Source organism: Planctomyces sp. SH-PL14, assembly GCF_001610835.1.
GTDB lineage: Bacteria > Planctomycetota > Planctomycetia > Planctomycetales > Planctomycetaceae > Planctomyces_A.
On the sequence record NZ_CP011270.1, the window covers coordinates 7,788,375 to 7,808,388 of the forward strand.

At 67.1% G+C, this 20,014-nt stretch carries 10 protein-coding genes; 4 read left to right on the forward strand and 6 right to left on the reverse strand.

Annotated features, from left to right (window positions below; genetic code table 11):
* The first annotated feature begins 100 nt into the window (after positions 1-100).
* On the forward strand, positions 101-3,394 hold the full coding sequence (locus tag VT03_RS30005; RefSeq protein WP_082846642.1) for an efflux RND transporter permease subunit: 3,294 nt from the start codon (positions 101-103) through the stop codon (positions 3,392-3,394).
* 714 nt (positions 3,395-4,108) lie between these two features.
* Positions 4,109-5,884, forward strand: coding sequence for a TolC family protein (locus tag VT03_RS30010; RefSeq protein WP_082846844.1), 1,776 nt, complete (start codon positions 4,109-4,111; stop codon positions 5,882-5,884).
* Positions 5,885-5,951: 67 nt separating this feature from the next.
* Here VT03_RS30010 and VT03_RS30015 read toward each other — a convergent pair whose 3' ends face one another.
* The 4 genes from VT03_RS30015 to VT03_RS30030 form a co-directional block, all read right to left on the reverse strand.
* Positions 5,952-6,689 (reverse strand): hypothetical protein, encoded by a 738-nt coding sequence (locus VT03_RS30015; protein ID WP_075096408.1) that lies wholly within the window; start codon positions 6,687-6,689, stop codon positions 5,952-5,954.
* A gap of 397 nt (positions 6,690-7,086) precedes the next feature.
* Positions 7,087-11,259, reverse strand: coding sequence for a ThuA domain-containing protein (locus VT03_RS30020; RefSeq protein ID WP_075096409.1), 4,173 nt, complete (start codon positions 11,257-11,259; stop codon positions 7,087-7,089).
* 111 nt (positions 11,260-11,370) lie between these two features.
* Positions 11,371-12,276 (reverse strand): phosphoenolpyruvate hydrolase family protein, encoded by a 906-nt coding sequence (locus VT03_RS30025; RefSeq protein WP_082846643.1) that lies wholly within the window; start codon positions 12,274-12,276, stop codon positions 11,371-11,373.
* Between the two features lie 23 nt (positions 12,277-12,299).
* Entirely contained in the window at positions 12,300-13,547 is a 1,248-nt protein-coding gene (locus VT03_RS30030) for a Tm-1-like ATP-binding domain-containing protein (RefSeq protein WP_075096410.1), read from the reverse strand.
* 272 nt (positions 13,548-13,819) lie between these two features.
* On the opposite strand from VT03_RS30030, the gene VT03_RS30035 reads away from it, so the two are divergent.
* The gene (locus VT03_RS30035) at positions 13,820-15,547 is read left to right on the forward strand and encodes a phosphoenolpyruvate hydrolase family protein (RefSeq protein ID WP_075096411.1); all 1,728 of its coding nucleotides are present in this window, start codon (positions 13,820-13,822) and stop codon (positions 15,545-15,547) included.
* Positions 15,548-15,720: 173 nt separating this feature from the next.
* Positions 15,721-17,025 carry a DUF1552 domain-containing protein gene (locus tag VT03_RS30040; RefSeq protein ID WP_075096412.1) on the forward strand — a complete coding sequence of 435 codons (1,305 nt, stop codon included), beginning with the start codon at positions 15,721-15,723 and terminating at the stop codon, positions 17,023-17,025.
* A gap of 368 nt (positions 17,026-17,393) precedes the next feature.
* Here VT03_RS30040 and VT03_RS30045 read toward each other — a convergent pair whose 3' ends face one another.
* Entirely contained in the window at positions 17,394-17,807 is a 414-nt protein-coding gene (locus VT03_RS30045; RefSeq protein ID WP_075096413.1) for a YbaN family protein, read from the reverse strand.
* Between the two features lie 59 nt (positions 17,808-17,866).
* Complete coding sequence (locus tag VT03_RS30050; RefSeq protein ID WP_075096414.1) at positions 17,867-19,966, reverse strand: hypothetical protein; 2,100 nt, start codon at positions 19,964-19,966, stop codon at positions 17,867-17,869.
* Positions 19,967-20,014: the final 48 nt, after the last annotated feature.

The window sequence follows — 20,014 nt, forward strand, 5'->3', positions numbered from 1 at the left end:
GCCCCGCGCCCTTCCCGGCGCCGCCTCGGTCGTTCTCCCGCCTCTCCTCCCCCGCCCCCTCCCCTCTCGGCCCGCCGAACAACCGGACTCGCCTCCAGCCATGTTCTCACAGATCCTCCACCGGCCGGCGCTGGCAATCGTCATCTCGCTGCTCATCCTGTTCCTGGGTGGGCTGGCGATCAACACGCTTCCGATCTCTCAGTTCCCCAACGTTGCGCCGCCGAGCGTGATCGTCTCGGTCTCTTATCCCGGTGCGAGCGCGAACGTTCTCACGGACTCGGTGCTGGTCATCCTGGAACAGGCCATCAACGGCGTCCAGGACATGCGGTACATGGCCTCCGCCGCGACCAGCGCCGGTGAAGGGGCGATCCAGATCGTCTTCGAGCCCGGGACCGACCCGAACGTCGCGGTGCTGAACGTCAACAACCGCATCCAGATCGTGAAGAACCGGCTCCCGAAGATCGTGGAGCTGGAGGGGATCATCGTTCAGCAGGCCATGACGAGCATGCTGATGTACGTGAACATCTACAGCACGGACAAAAGCCTCGATCAGAACTTCCTCTACAACTACGTCACCGTCAACCTGATCCCTGAGATCCGCCGGATCCGCGGGATCGGCAGCGCGAACATCCTGGGGAACCGGGCGTACGCCATGCGCATCGAGCTCGATCTCGAGCGGATGCGGGCCTACAGCATCTCCGCCGACGAGGTGATGAAGGCGATCGCCGACACCAGCATGATCGGGTCTCCCGGACGGCTCGGACAGGCGACCGGCCGGACGTCGCAGACGATCGAATACGTGCTGACGTACGTCGGCCGCTACAACAAGCCGGAGCAGTACGAGAACATCGTTCTCAAGGCGAACCCCAAGGGAGAGATCCTCAAGATCAAGGACGTCGCCCGCGTCGAGCTGGGGTCGTCGTTCTACGACCTGTACTCGGACATCGACGGCAACGCGTCGGCGGCCATCGTCCTCAAGCAGCTCCCGGGAACGAACGCCGCCACGATCATCGAGGAGGTCAAGCACCGGCTCGAGGTGGCGCAGAAAGAGATGTTCCCGCCGGGAATGCACTTCGAGGTCAGCTACGACGTCTCGGCGTTCCTGGAAGCCTCCATCGAGCAGGTGCTCCACACGCTCTTCGAGGCGTTCGTGCTCGTGGCCCTGGTGGTGTTCCTGTTCCTCGGCGACTGGCGATCGACGCTGATCCCGACGCTGGCCGTCCCCGTGTCGCTCATCGGGACGTTCTTCTTCATGCTGATCTTCGGCCTGTCGATCAACCTCATCACGCTCTTCGCGCTGGTGCTGGCAATCGGGGTCGTCGTCGACGACGCGATCGTCGTCGTCGAGGCGGTGCACGAGAAGATGCACGCGAAGCACCTCTCGCCGTATCGAGCGACCAAAGAGGTCATGAACGAGATCAGCGGGGCCATTATCGCGATCACGCTCGTGATGACCGCGGTGTTCGTCCCCGTCACGTTCATGTCCGGTCCGGTCGGGGTGTTCTACCGGCAGTTCGGCCTGACGATGGCCATGTCGATCGTCCTCTCCGGGGTCGTGGCCCTGACGCTGACGCCGGTGCTGTGCGCGATGATCCTCAAGCCGCACTCGGGACCGAAGAAGATCCGCGGGCCGATCGCCCTGATTCTGCACGTGTTCGACAAGTTCATCATCAAGGTGACGGGGGGCTACGCCGCCTTCCTGCGGCCGATCGTCACCCTCCGGACGATCACGCTCATGATCGTGGCGGGCTTCAGCGTCGCGATCTATGCCGTCAACACCGTCCTGCCGAGCGGTTTCATCCCGCTGGAAGACCAGGGGATGATCTACGGGATCATCCAGACCCCGCCGGGGTCGACTCTCGAATACACGAACTCCAAATCGCACGAGCTGCAGGTGATCGCCAAGACGGTCGACGGGGTCTCGTCGGTCTCCTCGCTGGCCGGTTACGAAGTGCTCACCGAAGGCCGCGGATCGAACGCGGGGACCTGCCTCATCAACCTGAAGCCGTGGGCCCAGCGGAAGATGACCTCGAAGCAGATCATCGCCGAGCTCGAGGAGAAGGGGCGTCATATCTCGAACGTGAAGCTCGAGTTCTTCGAGCCCCCCGCGGTCCCCGGCTTCGGGGCGGCCGGGGGGTTCTCTGTCCGCGTTCTCGACAAGACGAACACGACGAACTACCAGGCCCTTGGCGAAGCGACCGACAAGTTCATGGCCGCGCTCTCCAAGCGGCCCGAAGTGAAGGGGCTGTTCACGTTCTTTGCCAGCAACTATCCGCAGTATGAGCTGGTGATCGACAACGACGTGGCGATGCAGAAAGGGGTCACCATCAAGGAGGCGATGGACAACCTCTCGATCGTCGTCGGAAGCACGTGGGAGCAGGGCTTCGTCCGGTTCGGCCAGTTCTTCAAGGTGTACGTCCAGGCGAAGCCGGAATTCCGCCGGTACCCGGAGGACCTCGAGAACATGTTCATCAAGAACGACACCGGGGAGATGGTCCCGTACTCGTCGTTCATGAAGATCAAGAAGCAGCAGGGCCTGAACGAAATCAACCGCTACAACCTGTACCCCTCCGCCGCCATCCAGGGGGCTCCGGCTCCGGGTTTCAGCACCGGGCAGGCGATCCAGGCGATCAAAGACGTTGCCAAGGAGACCCTCCCCCGCGGCTATGACATCGGCTGGGAAGGTCTCTCTTACGACGAGGCGAACAAGGGGAACACGGCCGTGTTCATCTTCCTGATCGTCGTCATCTTTGTGTACCTGGTGCTTGTCGGGCAGTACGAAAGCTTCAACCTGCCGCTGGCGGTTATCATCTCCCTGCCGATCGGGCTCTTCGGATCGTTCGTATTCCTGCAGGCGATGGGGCTCTCGAACGACGTCTACGCCCAGATCGGCCTCGTCATGCTGGTCGGTCTGCTGGGGAAGAACGCGATCCTGATCGTCGAATTCGCCGTGCAGCGGAACCGTGAAGGGGTGAGCCTCAAGGACGCGGCGATCGAAGGGGGCCAGCTCCGGTTCCGGCCGATTCTCATGACGTCGTTCGCGTTCATCGCTGGTCTGATTCCGCTGGTCCGGGCGACCGGTCCCGGGGCGATCGGAAACCGGACGATCGGAACCACGGCGGTCGGCGGGATGCTCGTCGGAACGGTCATCGGGGTCCTGGTGATCCCGGGGCTGTACTACATCTTCGGCGGCCTGGCTGCCCGCGGGCAGCTGATCCCCGGCGAGTCGGACGAGCCCCTCAGCGAGCTCCTGGAGCACAAGGATCCGCACGACCACGATGACGACCCGACCGCTCCGGCCGATCCGCACCATGGCGGCCCGCACCACGGCGAACCGGCGTCGCACGGAACGGTCGCGGAAGGGACTCCTCCGCCGCCTCCGGCCCCGCACTAGGTCCGATTCCGGAACAACGAACGGCAAGAACGCCTCTCCGGGCCGCATGGTCCGGGGAGGCGTTTGCGTTTCGCGGTCCGGCGCGGAGGTCACTCGGGCGGCAGCGGTGCAGGCGTCGCTCTCTGTCAACAGCCCAGTGCCCTGCTCGCAGCGGCTCCGATGCGGTTGCGGCGGTCGATCGCGTGCTGAGAGGGCTGTGGGCTTCCCGGAGAGTCGTCGCCTTCGTGAGGCTTCCCGCTAGCGCAGGGGATACGATCTCGCCAGGCAAAACGCTGTTGTTGTGAGACGAGGGCCGCCGCAATGACGGCCATCGGAGATCGTCGTCGCGCCCCGTCGCCGACCGTCCTGCGGCACCTTCCGCCGGTCGAAAACCTCGGCCGGGAGGCCCCTCGCAACCGGTGCGTGCGGCGTGCAATCAGCACGACCGGCACACCTCTCAAATCGGATAGAACCTCTTCGACAACACCGCACGACACTCCCGCCTTTCAAGTAGATTACATTGAGCGTAATGCGTGCTTTCGCTTTCCAAATTCTTTGGCTCTCCGTCGAAAGAAACAGCAGGTGATCCTGCGAGCGTCCCAGGGACTGGCTCCAGGTTCACCGTGGCCAGCGCGATGACGGCGATCCTTTAACAGGGGCCCGCGTCGTTCCGAGGCCTCATGACTTGCCGGAACGGATTTTCCGGCAAGGACGCGCCTTTCAGGGATGAGTCCGATGCTCCACCTCTCTCGTTCGTCGGGTTTCCGGTCCAAGACGCCCGCGCTCGGTGCGGCCCTGCTGGCCGGCAGTCTGCTCCTCCCCTCCTGCCGCATTCCCTGCCTCCCCGGCGCGGAACCGGCCCACAGCCTGCCGAACGACTACAACGGCACGGTCACCGCGGACAACTCGGCCGAGATCGGCTTTGAAGAGTTCTTCAGCGATCCGATGCTGACCTGCCTGATCCTGGAAGGCCTCCGCGGCAACCAGGAGCTGAAGATCCTCTGGCAGGACGTCCAGATCGCGAACAACGAAGTCCTGAAACGCCGCGGGGCCTACCTGCCGTTCCTCTCGCTGGGAGCCGGAGCGGGGATGGACCAGGCCAGCCGGTACACGCGGAACGGGGCTGTCGACAGCTCTCTCACGATCGCCCCCGGGAAGCCGTTCCCGGCTCCGCTCCCCAACTTCCTGCTCGCCGCGAACGTCTCGTGGGAAGTCGATATCTGGCGGGCCCTCCGCAACGGCCGGGACGCGGCGGCCCTCCGCTATCTAGGCACCTCCGAGGGACGGAACTACGTGGTGACCCGCCTCGTCGCGGAGATCGCCGAGAGCTACTACGGGTTGATCGCGCTCGACAAGCGGATGGAGATCCTGGACCAGACCATCGCGCTGCAGGAGCACAGCCTGGAGATCGCGAAGGCCAAGAAGGAAGCGGCCCGCGAGACCGAACTCGCCGTCCAGCGGTTCCAGGCCGAAGTCCGCAAGAACCAGAGCGAGAAGCTGATCGTCCGGCAGGAGATCATCGAGACCGAGAACCGGATCAACTTCCTCCTCGGACGGTTCCCGCAGCCGGTCCCCCGTCCGGCGGTCGAATTCGTCGACCTGAACCTCCGTCCGCTCAGCGTCGGGGTTCCTTCGCAGCTCCTCCAGAACCGGCCCGACATCCGCCAGGCGGAGCGGGAACTTGAAGCGGCCGGCCTCGACGTCAAGATCGCCCGGGCCCGCTTCTATCCCCAGCTGGTCATCACCGGCAGCATCGGGTACGAGGCCTTCAACCCCCGTTACCTGTTCACGCCGGATGCCCTGGTGGGGAACCTCGTCGGCAACCTGGTGGTTCCGGTCGTCAACCGGGCTGCGATCAAGGCGGACTACCAGTCGGCGAACGCCGTGCAGCTGCAGCGGATCTACGATTACCAGCGGATCATCCTGAACGCGTTCACCGAAGTGATCAACCGCGTTTCGATGGTCGAGAACTACACCCAGAGCATCGAGATCAAGAAGCAGCAGCTCCTGGCTCTCGAAGCGTCGGTCGACAGTGCCAGCCGGCTGTTCCAGGCAGCCCGGGCGGAGTACATGGACGTGCTGTTCGCCCAGCGCGACCTGATGGAAGCCCGGATGGTCCTCGTGCAGACGAAGCGGGAACAGCTCGGGGCGATCGTCAACGCCTACCAGGCCCTGGGTGGCGGCCTCTACCAGCATGCCAATTACGAGTCGGTGACGGTCCTGCCGTCCGAGCCCCTCCCCGCCGCGCCGGGCGGTGGCGAGGTTGTTCCCGTCCTTCCCGAGCCCGCTGATCCGGCCGGGCCGCTGCCGATGCCGAAAGCGGAGGACCGGAAGAATCCCGTGTCGGTCGAGGTGGCGGCGGAGGAGGAAGAGACCGGGGCCGCTTCCCTGGAAACGAACAGCGAGATCCCGGTGCGGGTCGCCGAGGCGCTGGATGGCGAAGAGGCCTCCGACGACGACGAGCAAGCTCTGATGCCGGAGATGGCGAAAGAGGAAAGCGTCGAGGAGTAGGCCGGGGGCGTTGGCGGTCAGGCACGCGATGACGGAGCCGGAATCGCTGCGGATCGGATCGCGCGATTCAGTGCGGATGTCCTCCGGTGGCCTCCTTCCCCGCGGCGATCTCGAGGACGACGGGGAAGGTCAGGATGCGGTCGTTGTGACGAAACTGCCCCCAGGCCTTGTAGAGGCCGGCGGACGGCAGGTGCGCTTCAAACGCGACGATGCCATCGGGAGCTTCCTTCGCCTCGTTCGCCGGGTGGGCGTGAACGTAGTCGAGGCTCCCCGCCCGGATGACGACCAGATGGCCCATCGCGCCGAGATAGGGCTGAAGCGTCGAGATGGGGCGATCGTCTGCGTCGGTGATCCGGAAACGGATGGAGGTGGCGGCGGCCCCCTGGTCGACCTCGACCTTCGCCCGCAGCCCGCCCTCTTCGATGGGCGCGGCGGTGTTCGCCACAAGCGTCGGAGCGGGCGGGGCGTCGCCAGCGACGGTCAGCTCTCCCACGGCGAGTGACGGCACTCCCCCTGCCGGCTGGTAATCGACATACAGGCGATAGCGGCCGGGCTTCGGGAATGCGTGCTCCGTGCGGAGAGTGCCATCTTCGCTGACCTCCGGATGCAGATGGGCGAATTCGTCCAGGCCGTCGCGGACGATAATCAGATGCGCGAGCTTCTCATGGAGCGGCTCGAACCGGCGGACGACCGTCTTCGCCGGATCGGTAATCTCCAGCGAAAGCCCAATGGCCTCCCCGGCCGCCGGCTGTTCGGGCGCGGTCAGGACCCGGAGCGTCGAGGGGGGCGCCTGTGCGCCGGCCACGCCGTGACCTCCATGTCCACCATGCTCCCCATGGGATACGTGGGCCGGAACGCCGGGGGAGGGACCTGTCGCCGAGTCCTTTGGTGGAGCACCGGCGGGCCGCGAACACCCGGCGGCCAGCAGCATGAGGGGCGCGCTGAAGGCGATGAGGCGGAGGAGATTCCGCCATGGGATGTGGAGATCACGGGGCGGGTTCATGGCGACGGCGCTCCTTTCGATGATGTCGCGGCGACGCTTGGCTTTCCTTGGCCTCGGCCGGCCTCCCGCCAGCGTCACTACCAGCTTACACCCCGTACCCCACTCCCGAGTCAAGCAAAAGAGATGACGAACGCTCCGAATCGGATCGCGCCGACGCCTGCGGCCGAGACCGACGAGCGGCTCATCACGCTGGACCGGATCAGCGGACCGGTGTCGCAGGGGCCGACGGGCCAGGGACCGAAGTGTCCGAGACCGAAGAGGGGCGGTATTCGATCCTCGCTCCGGGCGTGACGAGGTCGTTGAACCGGTCCACCGGTTCCCGCGCACTCCAGGCGATCCCCCGCAGGATCAGAACCCGGAACAGCGGATCGTCGAACGTCCACGAATAGTGCCCCAGGATCGAGACGAACACCCGCCCCCGGGCGGGCTCGAGCGTCCACAGGAGCGGCTGCTCCCTGTTCTCCTCGCGGCCGGTGCCGACCAGCGAGAGGCGGCTCGGATCCCCCGCCATCCCCCAGTAACTTTCGTCGTGAAAGTGAACGCGGCGGAAGTTGCGCGTGATCTCGTCCGGGCAGGCGTTGAGCAGCTCCAGGTCGATCGGACCGTGGCGAAACCGCGAGCCCGCCGTGAAGGCGAGTCCGATCCGCTGGGCAAACGCCGGGGCCTCGTTCCCGCCGTCGACGGCGTAGTGCAGGTAGACGAGCCCGCCGCCACGCGCGAGGTAGGCGTCGATCGCCCTGGCCCGCTCCGCCGTCCACCGCCCGTGCTGGTAGAAGACGATCGTGTCCGCCGTCCGGAAGTCGTCGTCGGTGGGCCATTCATCGGCCGCCGTGACGTCGATGCCGTCCGCCATCTGAAAGAGCCGCAGCCACGCCCCCTTCCAGGCGGGGTAGTCGTGCTCGCCGGGGCCGTGGTCCTTGGCGCCCGAGACGAGGACGATCTTCTTCCGCGCGGGCGTCTCCGGGAGCCGGCTTCCCTCCAGGACCGCCGCCACCTCGCTCCACGCGCGGGGGGCGGGGGGCTCGAGCGCGCCGTACTCCGGCATCCGGGGAGGGGGCGTGAGCAGGAACGTCAGCAGGTCCCGCATCCGATCGGGACCGACCTTCTGCGGGAGGCCGCTCGGCATGATCGAGATGGAGGAGGCCTGCATCTGCTCAACGTCGGCCCGCGCGATCTTCGCGGTCTTTCCCTCGGCGTCGCTCACGAGGAGATGGTCCCCCTCGGACCGAACCGCGCCGGTCAGGACGCGGCCGTCCGCATGGATGATCATGTGCGTCAGGTAGTCCGGGTTGATCGCGAAGCTGGGGGTGGCGATGTCCCGCAGGACCGAGTCGTAGTCGCGATGGGGGAGGTTCGAGAGGTCCGGACCGATCGCCGCTCCCTGGCCGTGGACGCGGTGACACTTGAAGCAGCCCACCTCCTCGCCGAAGAAGACGCTCTTGCCGCGGCGCCAGCTCCCTCCCTGGAGGGCAGGATGGTCCGTCGCCAGGAGCGCCGGGATGGCGGCCTCGGCGGTCGGGGCCCACGGCAGTCGGAACCGCCGGAGCGGGAACGCGCGGGGACGGGGATCCTCGTTCGTGCTCCAGGAGACGGTCAGGTCCGCTGCCTCGGAACCGGTCGGCAGCGCGATCTCGACCGCCGCCCGCGGATCACCCGTCTCGATGACCGCCTCGAAACCGGGTTGGCCGTCGCGCGGTTGGACGGGGACGGATGTCTTGTCCGCCAGGAGCTCGAACGGCTCGCGGGACCGGAACAGGACGCGGACCCGCTCGGGAGGGAGTTCGTACCCGACCGGGGAGCCGGGCTGGACTTCGGGGCGGAGCATCCGGCGGAGGTCGAGCGTCGTCCGGAGCCGCAGAGTTCCGGGCGCGGCAATCGTCTTCCGGAACGAGGCGTGCGGATCGCTCCCCTGCGTCAGCTCGAAGGAGACGCGCGGATCGAGGTGCGGGAGCCAGAGCGCTTCGGACGCCGCCGAGGCGTCGTCGCGGCCCCGCCATTCGGCCTGCACGCCGTCGAGGTTGTAGGCCAGGTCGGTCTCGGGGACCTGTGGCCGGCCCTGCGGTCCCGCGGGGGCGTCGGCCGCGCGTCCGAGTCCCCGGAGCGTCAGCGCGTATCCGGTCGACTGGGCGTGCGCATCGGTCGCGAGGATCAGGGTCCGGCGGTCGGGGCTGACCTGCAGCGAGCGGACCGCCAGCTTCTTCCGGGGAGCCATCTTCTGGTCCTGGACCACGTTGTAGCCCGGCCACAGGGCTTCGAAGCGGTCCCCCGCGGCGACCGCCGCCCCGCTGTCGATCGCGGCCCCCCCTTCGACATTCCGGAGCTGCTCCGCCGAGAGCGGGGCGTCGAACGTCACCCGGACCTCGCGCGGTCCCTGCGGCCACGCCAGCACGGGACGCGGGACATCCGCGAGCGAGTGGATCTTGTAGAGTTTTCCCTTCCCCGCCGCCCCGCTTCCCCAGTCCGGTCCGCCGCCGTGGGCCGCGATGACGAGGTCGCCCGCCGGCGAAAGACAGGCGTCGGCGGGAAGCATCGGCAGGCTCGCGAGGAGCTGACTCTGGGCGACGTAGCCCGCATCGGTCGTCACCAGCTTCGTCCGGTACAGCTTGCCCCGGGAATACCCCGTGACGAGGGCGTCGTCCTTCCACCACGCCGGGCCGAACGCCCGGTTCCCCTCCGCCGGGGAGTTGAAGTTCAGGCCGCAGGTCGACTGGTGCTGGGGGGCGTAGTCGAAGACGCTCGGCTCGTCGATCACGTTCGGCAGATGCTTCGGATGTCGCGGCGGGAAGCCGTAGTGCCGTCCCCGCTCGATGTGGAGCAGCTCGTCGAACGGGTTGCCGTTCGAGAGCCAGGTCGCCCCCTCCTGATCGGTACAGAAGAGGTTCCCCGACGGATGGAAGCGGAGCGCGACCGGAAAGCGGATGCCGGTGGCGATGATCTCGCGGCTCGAGAAGTCCGGGGCGATCCGCAGAATCGTCCCCCGCTCGCTCTCGATCGAATACGGGATCGCGTCCTTCGCCGTGCCGTAGGCGTCGGTGTAGTTCTGGCAGCCGAGCCCGAAGTAGACGCTCCCGTCACGGCGGTCGACCGCCACGCCGAGGGCGTCGACTCCGTGCGGAAGCTCCTGCCAGCCGTTGGCGATCTCCCGCTCGCGGTCGGCGACGTCGTCGTTGTCGGTGTCCTCGACGAGCAGGCACTTTCCCTTGGCTGCGACGACGACCCGCATCCCCTCCCCGGGCTGCGAGGGGAGCAGGTCCATGCCGATCGGCCCGAGCAGCTTTCCCCGTCCCTCGAAGAACGTGGCGGTCCGGTCCTCCAGGCCGTCCCCGTCGGAATCGGTCAGGAGCAGGATGTCGCCGCTGTAGGCGAGGGCGACGAGCCGGCCGTCCGGCCGGTAGAGGAGGTTGTTGACGTTCGTCAGGTCGAGCGGGAGCTCGCGGACCTCGAAGCCGGGGACGAACATCTGCACCGGAGGGGGGGACTTGACCCGGACCAGGCCGCTGCCGCCGCTGAGAGCGCTTTCCGGCAGCAGGACCGCGGCGGTCCCCGCGTACTTCGCCTCCAGGTACTTTTCGACATCGTTTCGCTCCGGCTCGTCGAGAGCCCGGTCGTAGAGCAGGACCTCGGCGATGTCCCCTTCGTAGAAGCCGCAGACCTCCGCCACGATCCCGTTGCCGTACTGGCGGGCTCCGACGACCAGCTCATCGAGGCGGAGGACCGAACCGGCGGCGCGATCGCGCGCGTTCCCCGCCTCGCCGTTGACCCGCACCGAGATCCTTCCCGGACCGGGGGCCGCGACGAACCCGATGCGGAGGAGCCTTCCGAACGGCGACGGTTTCTTGAGGAGGTTCGCCGCCCCGTTCGTCCCGGCTCCTTCGATGTTGATCGCTTCGACCGCGTTTGTGTGGAAGGGGCCAAAGTCGACGTTGAAGCCGGTCTGGTAGTCGTTCCGCTCTTTTTCGAACGAGGCGAGGAAACCCGTGAAGGCGCGGCGGTTGGCGTGCGGCGCGATGACGGCGAAGCCGGTGACGACGGGCGCCTCGATCCGGCCGGCCGACCGGCGGAGGAAGGTCTTCTTGCCGTCGAAGCGGACCGCGCGAAACGTGTTCTCGACGAGATAGTCGGGACGGGAGTCGGCGGTGGGGGCCAGGAGATCCCGCCCGTGTCCCGAGGCGTCGGGCCAGCGCTCGAGAGGGGTTTCGCCGTTGGGACCGGGGCGGCCGGCGGACTTCAACGCGTCGTCGAGACGCGAGGCGTCGTACCAGCCGACGAGGCCGCGGGTAACGGGGAGCCGGGGATCGGCCCACGGCTCCGCCGCAGGGGCGTTCGCGGCGATCCACAGGCTGACGACCAGGAGAACAAGGGAACGAGTCATGCGAGCGCGGCCTGTTGGCAGGTGGTCGGCGAACACAGTTTCCGCCTCGGCATCCCGAGAGGCGACTTCGGCCCGCGATGGGAAGGGCTCGCCCGGGGCGAGCGGAATCCCTCACTCCGGCGATGTCCGTCGCCGCGCTGCGGTCGCGCGGGAACCGTTCGCTCCCGGACCGCCGGCCGCATTGAGGTCCCGGTTTCGTTCCAGGCGGACGAACTGTTCGACCTGCCGGGTGATCGCGGATTCGGTCGGGAGCCGCTCCATTGAGCTGGCCCCGTAGAACCCTTCGATGTCGCAGCGGTCGAGAACGTACTTCGTATCCCCCGGCTCGGCGATCGGGCCGCCGTGGCACAGGACGAGGACGTCGGACCGGACTTCGCGGGCCGCCTGCGCGATCTCGTCAACCGCGGCGACGCACTGGTCGAGCGTCAGGGATGTGATTGCGCCGATCGTTCCCGAGGTCGTGAGCCCCATGTGGGCCACGATGATGTCCGCCCCCGCCTGGGTCAGCAGCCGGGCCTGGTCGGGATCGAAGGCGTAGGGGGTCGTCAGCAGCCCCATCTCATGGGCGGCGGCGATACAGTCCACCTCGAGCTGAAAGCTCATGCCGGTCTCTTCGAGGTTCGCCCGGAACGTCCCGTCGATGAGGCCGACCGTCGGGAAGTTCTGGATCCCGGCGAAGCCCAGCGACTGCAGCTCCCGCAGGAACGGCTCGCGGATCAGGAAGGGGTCGGTGCCGCAGACCCCCGCCAGGACCGGGGTGTGGCGGACGGCGGTCAGGATCTCGGGAGCGAGCTCCTTCACGATCTGGTTGGCGTTCCCATAGGGCATGAGGCCGGCGAGCGAGCCCCGCCCCGCCATCCGGTAGCGGCCGGAGTTGTAGACGACGATCAGGTCGATCCCCGCTGCCTCCTCACACTTGGCGCTGATGCCGGTGCCCGCGCCGCCGCCGATCAGGGGGCGTCCCTCCGCGACTTTGCGGCGGAAACGTTCGAGGATGGCTTGTCGGGATTCGCTCATTGTCTGGTCCTGTTGGAATGCGCTCAATGCGTTCCGGGAGCAGGCTCCCGGCGGGACGCGGCGTCCCACTGTTCAAGGAAACGGGTGACGAGAGTGTCGGCGAACGCCTTGTCGTTGATGTGGAAGGGGTGTGTTTCAATCCCGACGGCGGACGTCCCTGCGAGCCCGGAACGGAACGCCTCGACGAACGCGGCGTCCGCCTCCGGGTCGTGGAACGGCTGCCCCGGCGCGTCGAGCGCCGAGACCCCTCCCGCGGGGATGAGCACCGTAGCCGGCGATGTCGCACGGGCCAATTTGGCGGTCATCCAACGGGCGAACTGCCGGTTCTCTTCCGGCGTGGTCCGCATCAGTGTCACCTGGGCATTGTGCCGATGGAGCCGGCGGTCACGGAATGGGGCAGGCACAGTTTCCGGAGCGCCGAAGTTCACCATGTCGAGAGCCCCGAGGCTCATCACATACGGGACCTGCGACCGGAGGATCGCCTCGAACCGCGCCGGTCCCGCCGGGAAGACCCCGCCGACAACCTCGTCGGCGACCTCCGTCGTGGTGATGTCGAGGACCCCGCGGATCATTCCGGACTCGACGAGTTTTTCCATCGCCCGTCCCCCGGTGCCGGTGGCGTGGAAGACGAGGCAGTCGAAACCCCGCTGCTCGAGGGCGGCCCGGACGGCCATGACGCATGGGGTCGTGACGCCGAACATCGTCATTCCGACGATCGGCCGGTTCGCCACCTGCGGGGGCGAGTGGAGCACCATCCCGGCCATGGCGTGAGCGGCGTTCGACAGGATCCGGGTCGAGACCGCGTTGATCCCCGCGACGTCGACGATCGAGGGCATCATCGAGATGTCGCTGCAGTCCACGTAGGGGGCGACGTTACCGCTGGCGACGGTCGAGACCATCAGTTTCGGAAGCCCCGCCGGCAGGGCCCGCATCGCCCGCGTGATGAGGGCGGTTCCGCCGCTGCCCCCGAGGCCGATCACGCCGTCGAATGCCTTCGACGCGAGCTGCTTCAGGAGGAACGCCGCCAGGGCCTCCCCCATCGCGGCGACGGCGGCGCCCCGGTCAGTGTGTCCGACCGCGGCCCCGATCCCGTCGGGATGGTGCATGGCGACCTGGGTCCGCCCGACTTGTGGCGGGACCGTGGGGGCGTCAAGCGACCCGACGTCGACCATCACGGCCCGGACTCCGGCCCGCTCGAGCTGCTCGGCGACGAAGGCGAGTTCTTCCCCCTTCGTGTCCATCGTGGCGATCGCCAGGACTGTCGGCGGCATGGGGCGGGACCTGATTGGGGAAAGGTTGGGGAAGGATGGGGCGGGATGGGCGAGGGGCAGATGTTGCCTGCGTCTATCGATTTCGTCGACATCCGCAGAAGCGGTACCGTTCCCGGGACGATCCGCGGAGAACGTTGCAAACCATTTCTGCTCAATGACCTGCGGACGACAATCTCTCACAGGCCGGCCGAAATTCAGGGCGACGGAGGTTGTTACCTGTTACCTTGTAAGCGCCGACGGAGCACTTCCTCACTCGTCGTCGAAGTCCCAGCATGTTCGCATTCGATCCGTCCCGACTCCTCATCGCCGTCGCCGCCGGATCGGGGCAGGTGACGCGCGTCGCCATCGAGGCGGGCGCCGACCTCCTGCTGGTCCTGAATGCCGGCCGCTACCGGACGCTCGGAGCCGGCTCCCTTGCCTCCTTTCTCCCCTACGGCAACGCCAACCAGCAGACGCTCGAGCTCCTCGGCGACATCCTCCCCCGCGCGAAGGAGGTCCCGGTCGTCGCCGGAGTCTTCGGCTCCGACCCGGAGATCGTCCTCGATGAGCACCTCGACCGCCTGCGGGGGCTCGGAGTCTCCGGCGTCACGAACTGGCCGTCGCTGGGGTTCATCGACGGCCGGTTTCGCCTCGCCCTCGAAGAGGACGGGATCACCCCGGAGAGCGAGGTCGAGATGCTGGCGGCGGCCCGCGCCAAGGGACTGGCGACGATCGCGTTCGTCCATACGGAGGAGGACGCCGCCCGCTTCGCGCCGGTGAGCGACGGGATGATCCTGAACATCGGCCTCACGCACGAGATCGACAGCCGCCAGGATCACCGCGATCAGATCCAGACCGGCATCTCCCGGCTCACGGCGATGCGGAGCGCCGCCCGGCGGATCAACCCGGCGGTCTTCTGCCTGATGTTCGGGGGGATCGTCACGACCGCCCAGGACTTCGAGTCGGTCCTGATCCGCTGCGACATCGACGGCTTCGCGGGGGGCTCGGTCTTCGAGCGACTTCCGGTCCAGCCCGCGATCGAGTCAACGATCCGGCAGTTCCGCTACGTCACCCGCCTTGCCGCGCACTCCCCCGAGTCGACCGGCGACGGTCCGCTGATCGGCGAGACTCCCGTCATGCGGGAGTTGCGGCGGCGGATCACCCGCATCGCGCCCTTCGACGTCAATGTCTGCATCGAGGGGGAGACGGGGACGGGAAAGGAGCTCGTCGCTGCGGAGATCCACCGCCAGAGCTCCCGCCGCGAGGCCCCCTTCATCACGCTCAACTGCGGAACGATGACCGACTCGCTCCTGGAGAGCGAACTGTTCGGCTACGAGAAGGGGGCGTTCACCGGGGCCGACCGCCGGCACATCGGCAAGTTCGAGCTGGCGGACGGCGGGACGCTGTTCCTCGACGAGGTGGCGGACCTGACGCCGCGGGCCCAAGTCGCCCTCCTGCGGGCGATCCAGCAGGGGGAAGTCCTGCGGATCGGCAGCGAGAAGCCGATCCACGTCGACGTGCGGATCGTCACGGCGACGCACTACGACCTCCGCCGGCAGGTCGACGAGGGGCTGTTCCGGGCCGACCTCTACTTCCGCCTCAACCAGATGCCGCTCCGCGTTCCCCGCCTCGTCGAGCGGCTCGACGACCTGGACCGGCTGGTGAAGGCGATCCTGGCGCGGCTCGAGCCGCGGATCGGCCGGCGCTTGAGCGGGATCACCGCCCCCTTCGAGCGGCGGCTTCGGGCCTACGACTGGCCGGGGAACGTGCGGGAGCTCGAGTTCGTTCTGTGCCGCGCGGCGATCCTCGAAGAGGGCTCCCTCCTGAAGGGGACCGCCGTCGACCTCCGGACGACGGAGCCGGTCGCGCCTCTCCCCCCGCGCGGTCGGCCGGCCCCCGCGGGATCCGACCGTGACCGTGCCGAGGAGGCGATCCGCCGGGCGAAGGGGAACAAGTCGCAGGCAGCGGCGGAACTGGGCGTGTCGCGGAAGACCCTCTACGCGTGGCTCCGCCGGGAATAGGTCACAGAACGACCGAGGCCGCCGGTCGAGCGGGCCGCCGACCGCGACGGCTCGCTCCGGCGTTCGACGCGGGCGATGAGGCTATGTCGTTCTCCGCCGGAGTGGTTACAGTACCGTTTCGGGGCGTCAGGCCCCTGCGGCAGCCAGAAGGCTGAACTCCAACGAGGCCGAACATGAGTGCTCACTTCTTCTCGCGGCGGGCGTTTCTTCGGGGTGTGGGCGTCACGATGGCGCTCCCCTGGATGGAATCGCTGCCGGTGTGGGGCGACGCGACGGCCGCGAAGGTTCCTGGCAGCCAGGCGCCGGTCCGGCTGGGGGTGCTGTTCTGCGGGAACGGGTTCCACAGCAAGGAGTGGTGGGCCAAAGGGGAAGGCAAGTCGATGGAGCTGGGGCAGGTCCTCGCTCCGCTGGCGGACCTCAAGGAGAAGATGCTCTTCGTCCGCGGCCTCTACAACGAGCAGGCCCTCAAGGGGAACATCCACAGCTCGCAGACCGGGAACCTGCTCTCCGGCGCGCCACTGGCGGCCGGCGGCGACATCCGGTCTGGGACGAGCATCGACCAGTTCATCGCCCAGACTCACGGCCGTTCGACGAAGGTTCCGAGCCTGGTCCTGGGGTGCGAGAAGTCGAATCCGTCGGTCCACAAGAACTACTCGATGATCTACAGCTCCCACATCTCGTGGAGCTCCCCGACGACGCCGACGCCTCTCGAACTGTACCCAGCCCTGGCCTTTGACCGACTCTTCAAAGACGGAGCGCAGAAGGGGGACAAGAGCGTCCTGGATGCCGTGATGGCGGATGCACAGGACTTCCGGAAGAACGTCAGCGCCGCGGATCAGCGGAAGCTGGATGAGTATCTCGACTCGGTCCGCGAGATCGAAGTCCGGATTGAGCAGTCGGGCAAGCAAGGCGAGCTGCAAGGCTGGCGGCCGACGCTCGACAAGCCGAACATTCCGCGGCCGCCGGAAGGGATCCCGCAGAACATTGCCGAGCACATGCGGCTGATGTGCGACATCCTGGTCCTCGGTTTCCAGACCGACACGACCCGGGTGACGACGCTGAAGCTCAACAATGACCACAGCTCGCTGCGGTTCCCGCACCTGGGGGTGGACTACATGATCCACCATCTGCTGTCGCACTCGGACTCGGCGGACTGGCTCAAGGTGAATCAGTTCTTTGTCGACCAGCTGGCCTACATCGCGAAGAGGCTGGATGGGATCCAGGAAGGGGAGCGGACGGCGCTCGACAATTCGATGCTGCTGTTCTGCTCGAGCATGCTGAACGGCAACCACGACGCTTCGCAGCTCCCCGTGGTGCTGCTGGGTGGCGGCGGCGGGAAGATCCAGGGGGGGCGGGTGCTCGACTATCTCGGGAAGCCGAACCGGAAGATGTGCAGCCTGTACCTGTCGATGCTCGACAAGTGCGGGATCGAGCTGAAGGGGTTCGGGGATTCGACGGAGCGGCTTGCGGAAGTATAGGCCGACCTGCTCGGGATGCTCGAACGGCGTTCTTGCCGGACGGACCCTGCTCGCTCAGACCCAATGTGCGACGGCCGCTGGGGTCAAGGGGGCCTCGCCCCCTTGCCGCCGGAGGCGCTTCCATGAGGAACCGTGGTACACAACGGATGTCCGCTTTGTGGTACCAGCGTTGAGGACTCCCTCACACCGCACAGCTTGCTTTGCAATCCTCGCGGGTTGGTGAGGGGGCATCCGGCACGTTGTCCGCGTTTGGATACTCACTTCTTCAGACATCTCTCGACGGCCAGGCCTCCGGCGGGCAAGGGGGATTCTCCCCCCTGCACCCCCTGACCAGGGTCCCCCTGGACCCGGTCGATGGACCGTCGTTGCTAGCGTTCGCCGACTTCGAGGGGATCATTCGCCGCCGATGTCGATGAGACTGCGTCCGCACTCGGCAGATGCCAGACGACCGTCAATCCAATGACCCCGAGCACGATGATCAGGATCGTCCCGACCGAACTGAATCCTGTCGTGAAAACGGTTAGAGCGATCACCGACGGGACAACAACATAAGCCGTCCGCTTCGCTCGCCGAGGAACCGCCCTCCGCTCATCCCAGTCTCGAATCATCGGACCGAATCGAGGCAACCTGAGCAGCCACGCATGCCATCGCGGATCCGACTTCATGAAGGCCCAACTCGCCAACAGCAGGAACGGCGTCGTCGGAAGCACCGGGAGAAACGCACCGAGGACTCCCAGCCCCACGCTGACGAGTCCCGCCGATACGTACAACCATCTCCGCATACACCGGACTGTACCGGACGACCGCCAGAACGCCACCCGCGATCTTCAACGCGGCCGGCTCACTTCGCGGCCGTGACGCTGATGTAGAACGGCTTCGAACTCGTCGTTGCCTTCATCACGAAGTTGATCGACACGTTCGCCATCACGCTGCAGAGCTGCTTCTCGACCGGCGCGGCGTCCTTGGCGGCGACGAGCATCAGGTGCCCCTTCGTCGCGCCGCTCGTCAGGAGCGTGCTGCTCTTCTTGGCGTCGATCGTCACCCCCGGCGGGAGCGTGTCGCCGAACTTCTGCGAGAGGTGCTGGAAGAGGACATCGAGTGTCACGTTCTGCTTGAACTCGGGCGCCCGGACGATTTCGACGTCGACCTTCGCGGAGTCCCCCGCCGCGAGCTCGACGTGGTCCGTGCTGAGCTTCACTTCCGGGACGTCGGAACTCGGGGCCGAGGCGACGATGTGCTGGTCGACCCAGTAGTGGCTTCGGCCGCCGCCGGGCATGTAGATCTCCTGCATCGGATGCGCGGTGGCGACGAACTCCCTGGTGGAGCCGTCCGGCAGCTTGATCTGTCCGCGTCCGGTGACGGTGATCTCGCGGCCGACGATCGGACGATCCTTCGCCGCTTCCAGGATGATGCAGCCGTCGGTCGGCTTGCCGGCGAGGATCCGTCCCGGGGTCGCCGTGATCCCTTCCGGCAGGCCCTCGATCGCCAGCGCGATCTCGCCGTCGAACCCGTTCTTGCGGAACGCGCGGACGAACAGCACTCCCGCCCCGCCGGGGGGAAGCTGCGTCTTGTCGGTGTCGAGGAAGAGGTCGAAGTACGGCTGCGGACGCGTGGCCCGCAGGGCGTAGACGAACTCCGCCCCGCCGCGGAGGTGAAGGTCCCGCAGCTCGACGAAGTACTTTCCGTCGGCCGGAGCGGTCCAGTTTTCGATCCAGGCATCCTGCGATCCGCGGGGGCCCGTGCGGATGTCGTCGCTCTCCTGGAGCCGCTGGCCCTTCTCGTTGACGATGGCCAGCAGCGGATCGAGGCCGGAGTCGAGCCGCCGCGCGATCACCTCGAACGAGAAGGTTTCTCCCTTCTTGGCTTCGAAGGCGAAGACGTCGACATCCGCCGCCGTCTCCATCCGTCCGCAGACGGTCGACGGGATGGTCAGCGGCGATGCGGTCGCGGCGGTGTTGTTGTCGGAGGTTTCGTCCGCCAGCGGCAGGGATTCGACGAGGACCGTCACCGGGTTGGTCGGCTTGCCATTCAGGACGGGCCGCAGAGGATGCGGGCCATCGGCGAGGCCGGACGGGATCGCCTGCTCGACGAGCGTTCCCGCCGGGAGTCCGAGGCCGACGAGCTCCATCTTTCGCGGCGCCCCGGCCGCAACGGCGACGGGGTGGACGGTCTTGATGAAGGGCCGGTCATTGGCCTCAACGGAATAGGTCCAGTGGACGTTCCCCTGGTAGCGGGAGTCCCGGACTTCCAGGACGTATTCCCCCGGGCGGTCGAGCGGGCAGCTCAGGAGCGGGTCGGCGGCGTAGGTGTTGTCCGCCGCCGCGACGACCGAGCCGGTGGCGGACCGGACCGTGATGAGGGGGTCGACGTGGGCCTGGAGGTCATGGATCCGGTCTTCCAACCGCATCGCCCGGCAGTGGAACTGGAGCGTCGTCGGCTGCGAGATCGAGAACCGGAAGTAGTCGACGTCTTCGGCCTTCTCGATCGTTCCGCAGAGCGTGGCGGGGAGCGTGACGTTCTGGGCCTTCTCGAGGAGGTCGTTGTCCTTCTGCTCGTGGATCACCGGGTCCTGGGCGACGACGAGCTGGCCGATGGTCGAGGCCCCGGTCGGGCCGAGGAGCCGGAAGTCCCGGACGCCCGGGAGGGCATCCGCCGCAACCGTGAACCGCAGCTTGATCGACTCGAGCTTCGGCTCCTTGCCGTCCTTCCCGGGCTCCATCGGTGTGAGGACTTCCCCGGTGACGCCGGTTCCGCTGACGATGACCGTCGTGAAGCCGTACATCGAGGCCCGGGAGAGGAGCTCGTGCTCCGTGGCCCCGCCGATGGCCGCCGCCGTCGGCTTGAGGCTCATCAGCATCGGGTAGGACGTCTGGGCAGCCGCCGGACCCGCCAGAAGAATCAGAAGCGAAGAAATCCAAAGCGTGCGGCGGATCGAAGACATGGCCGGTTCCCGAACGTGTTCGACCCGGTGGTTGCGGGCGAGCCATCG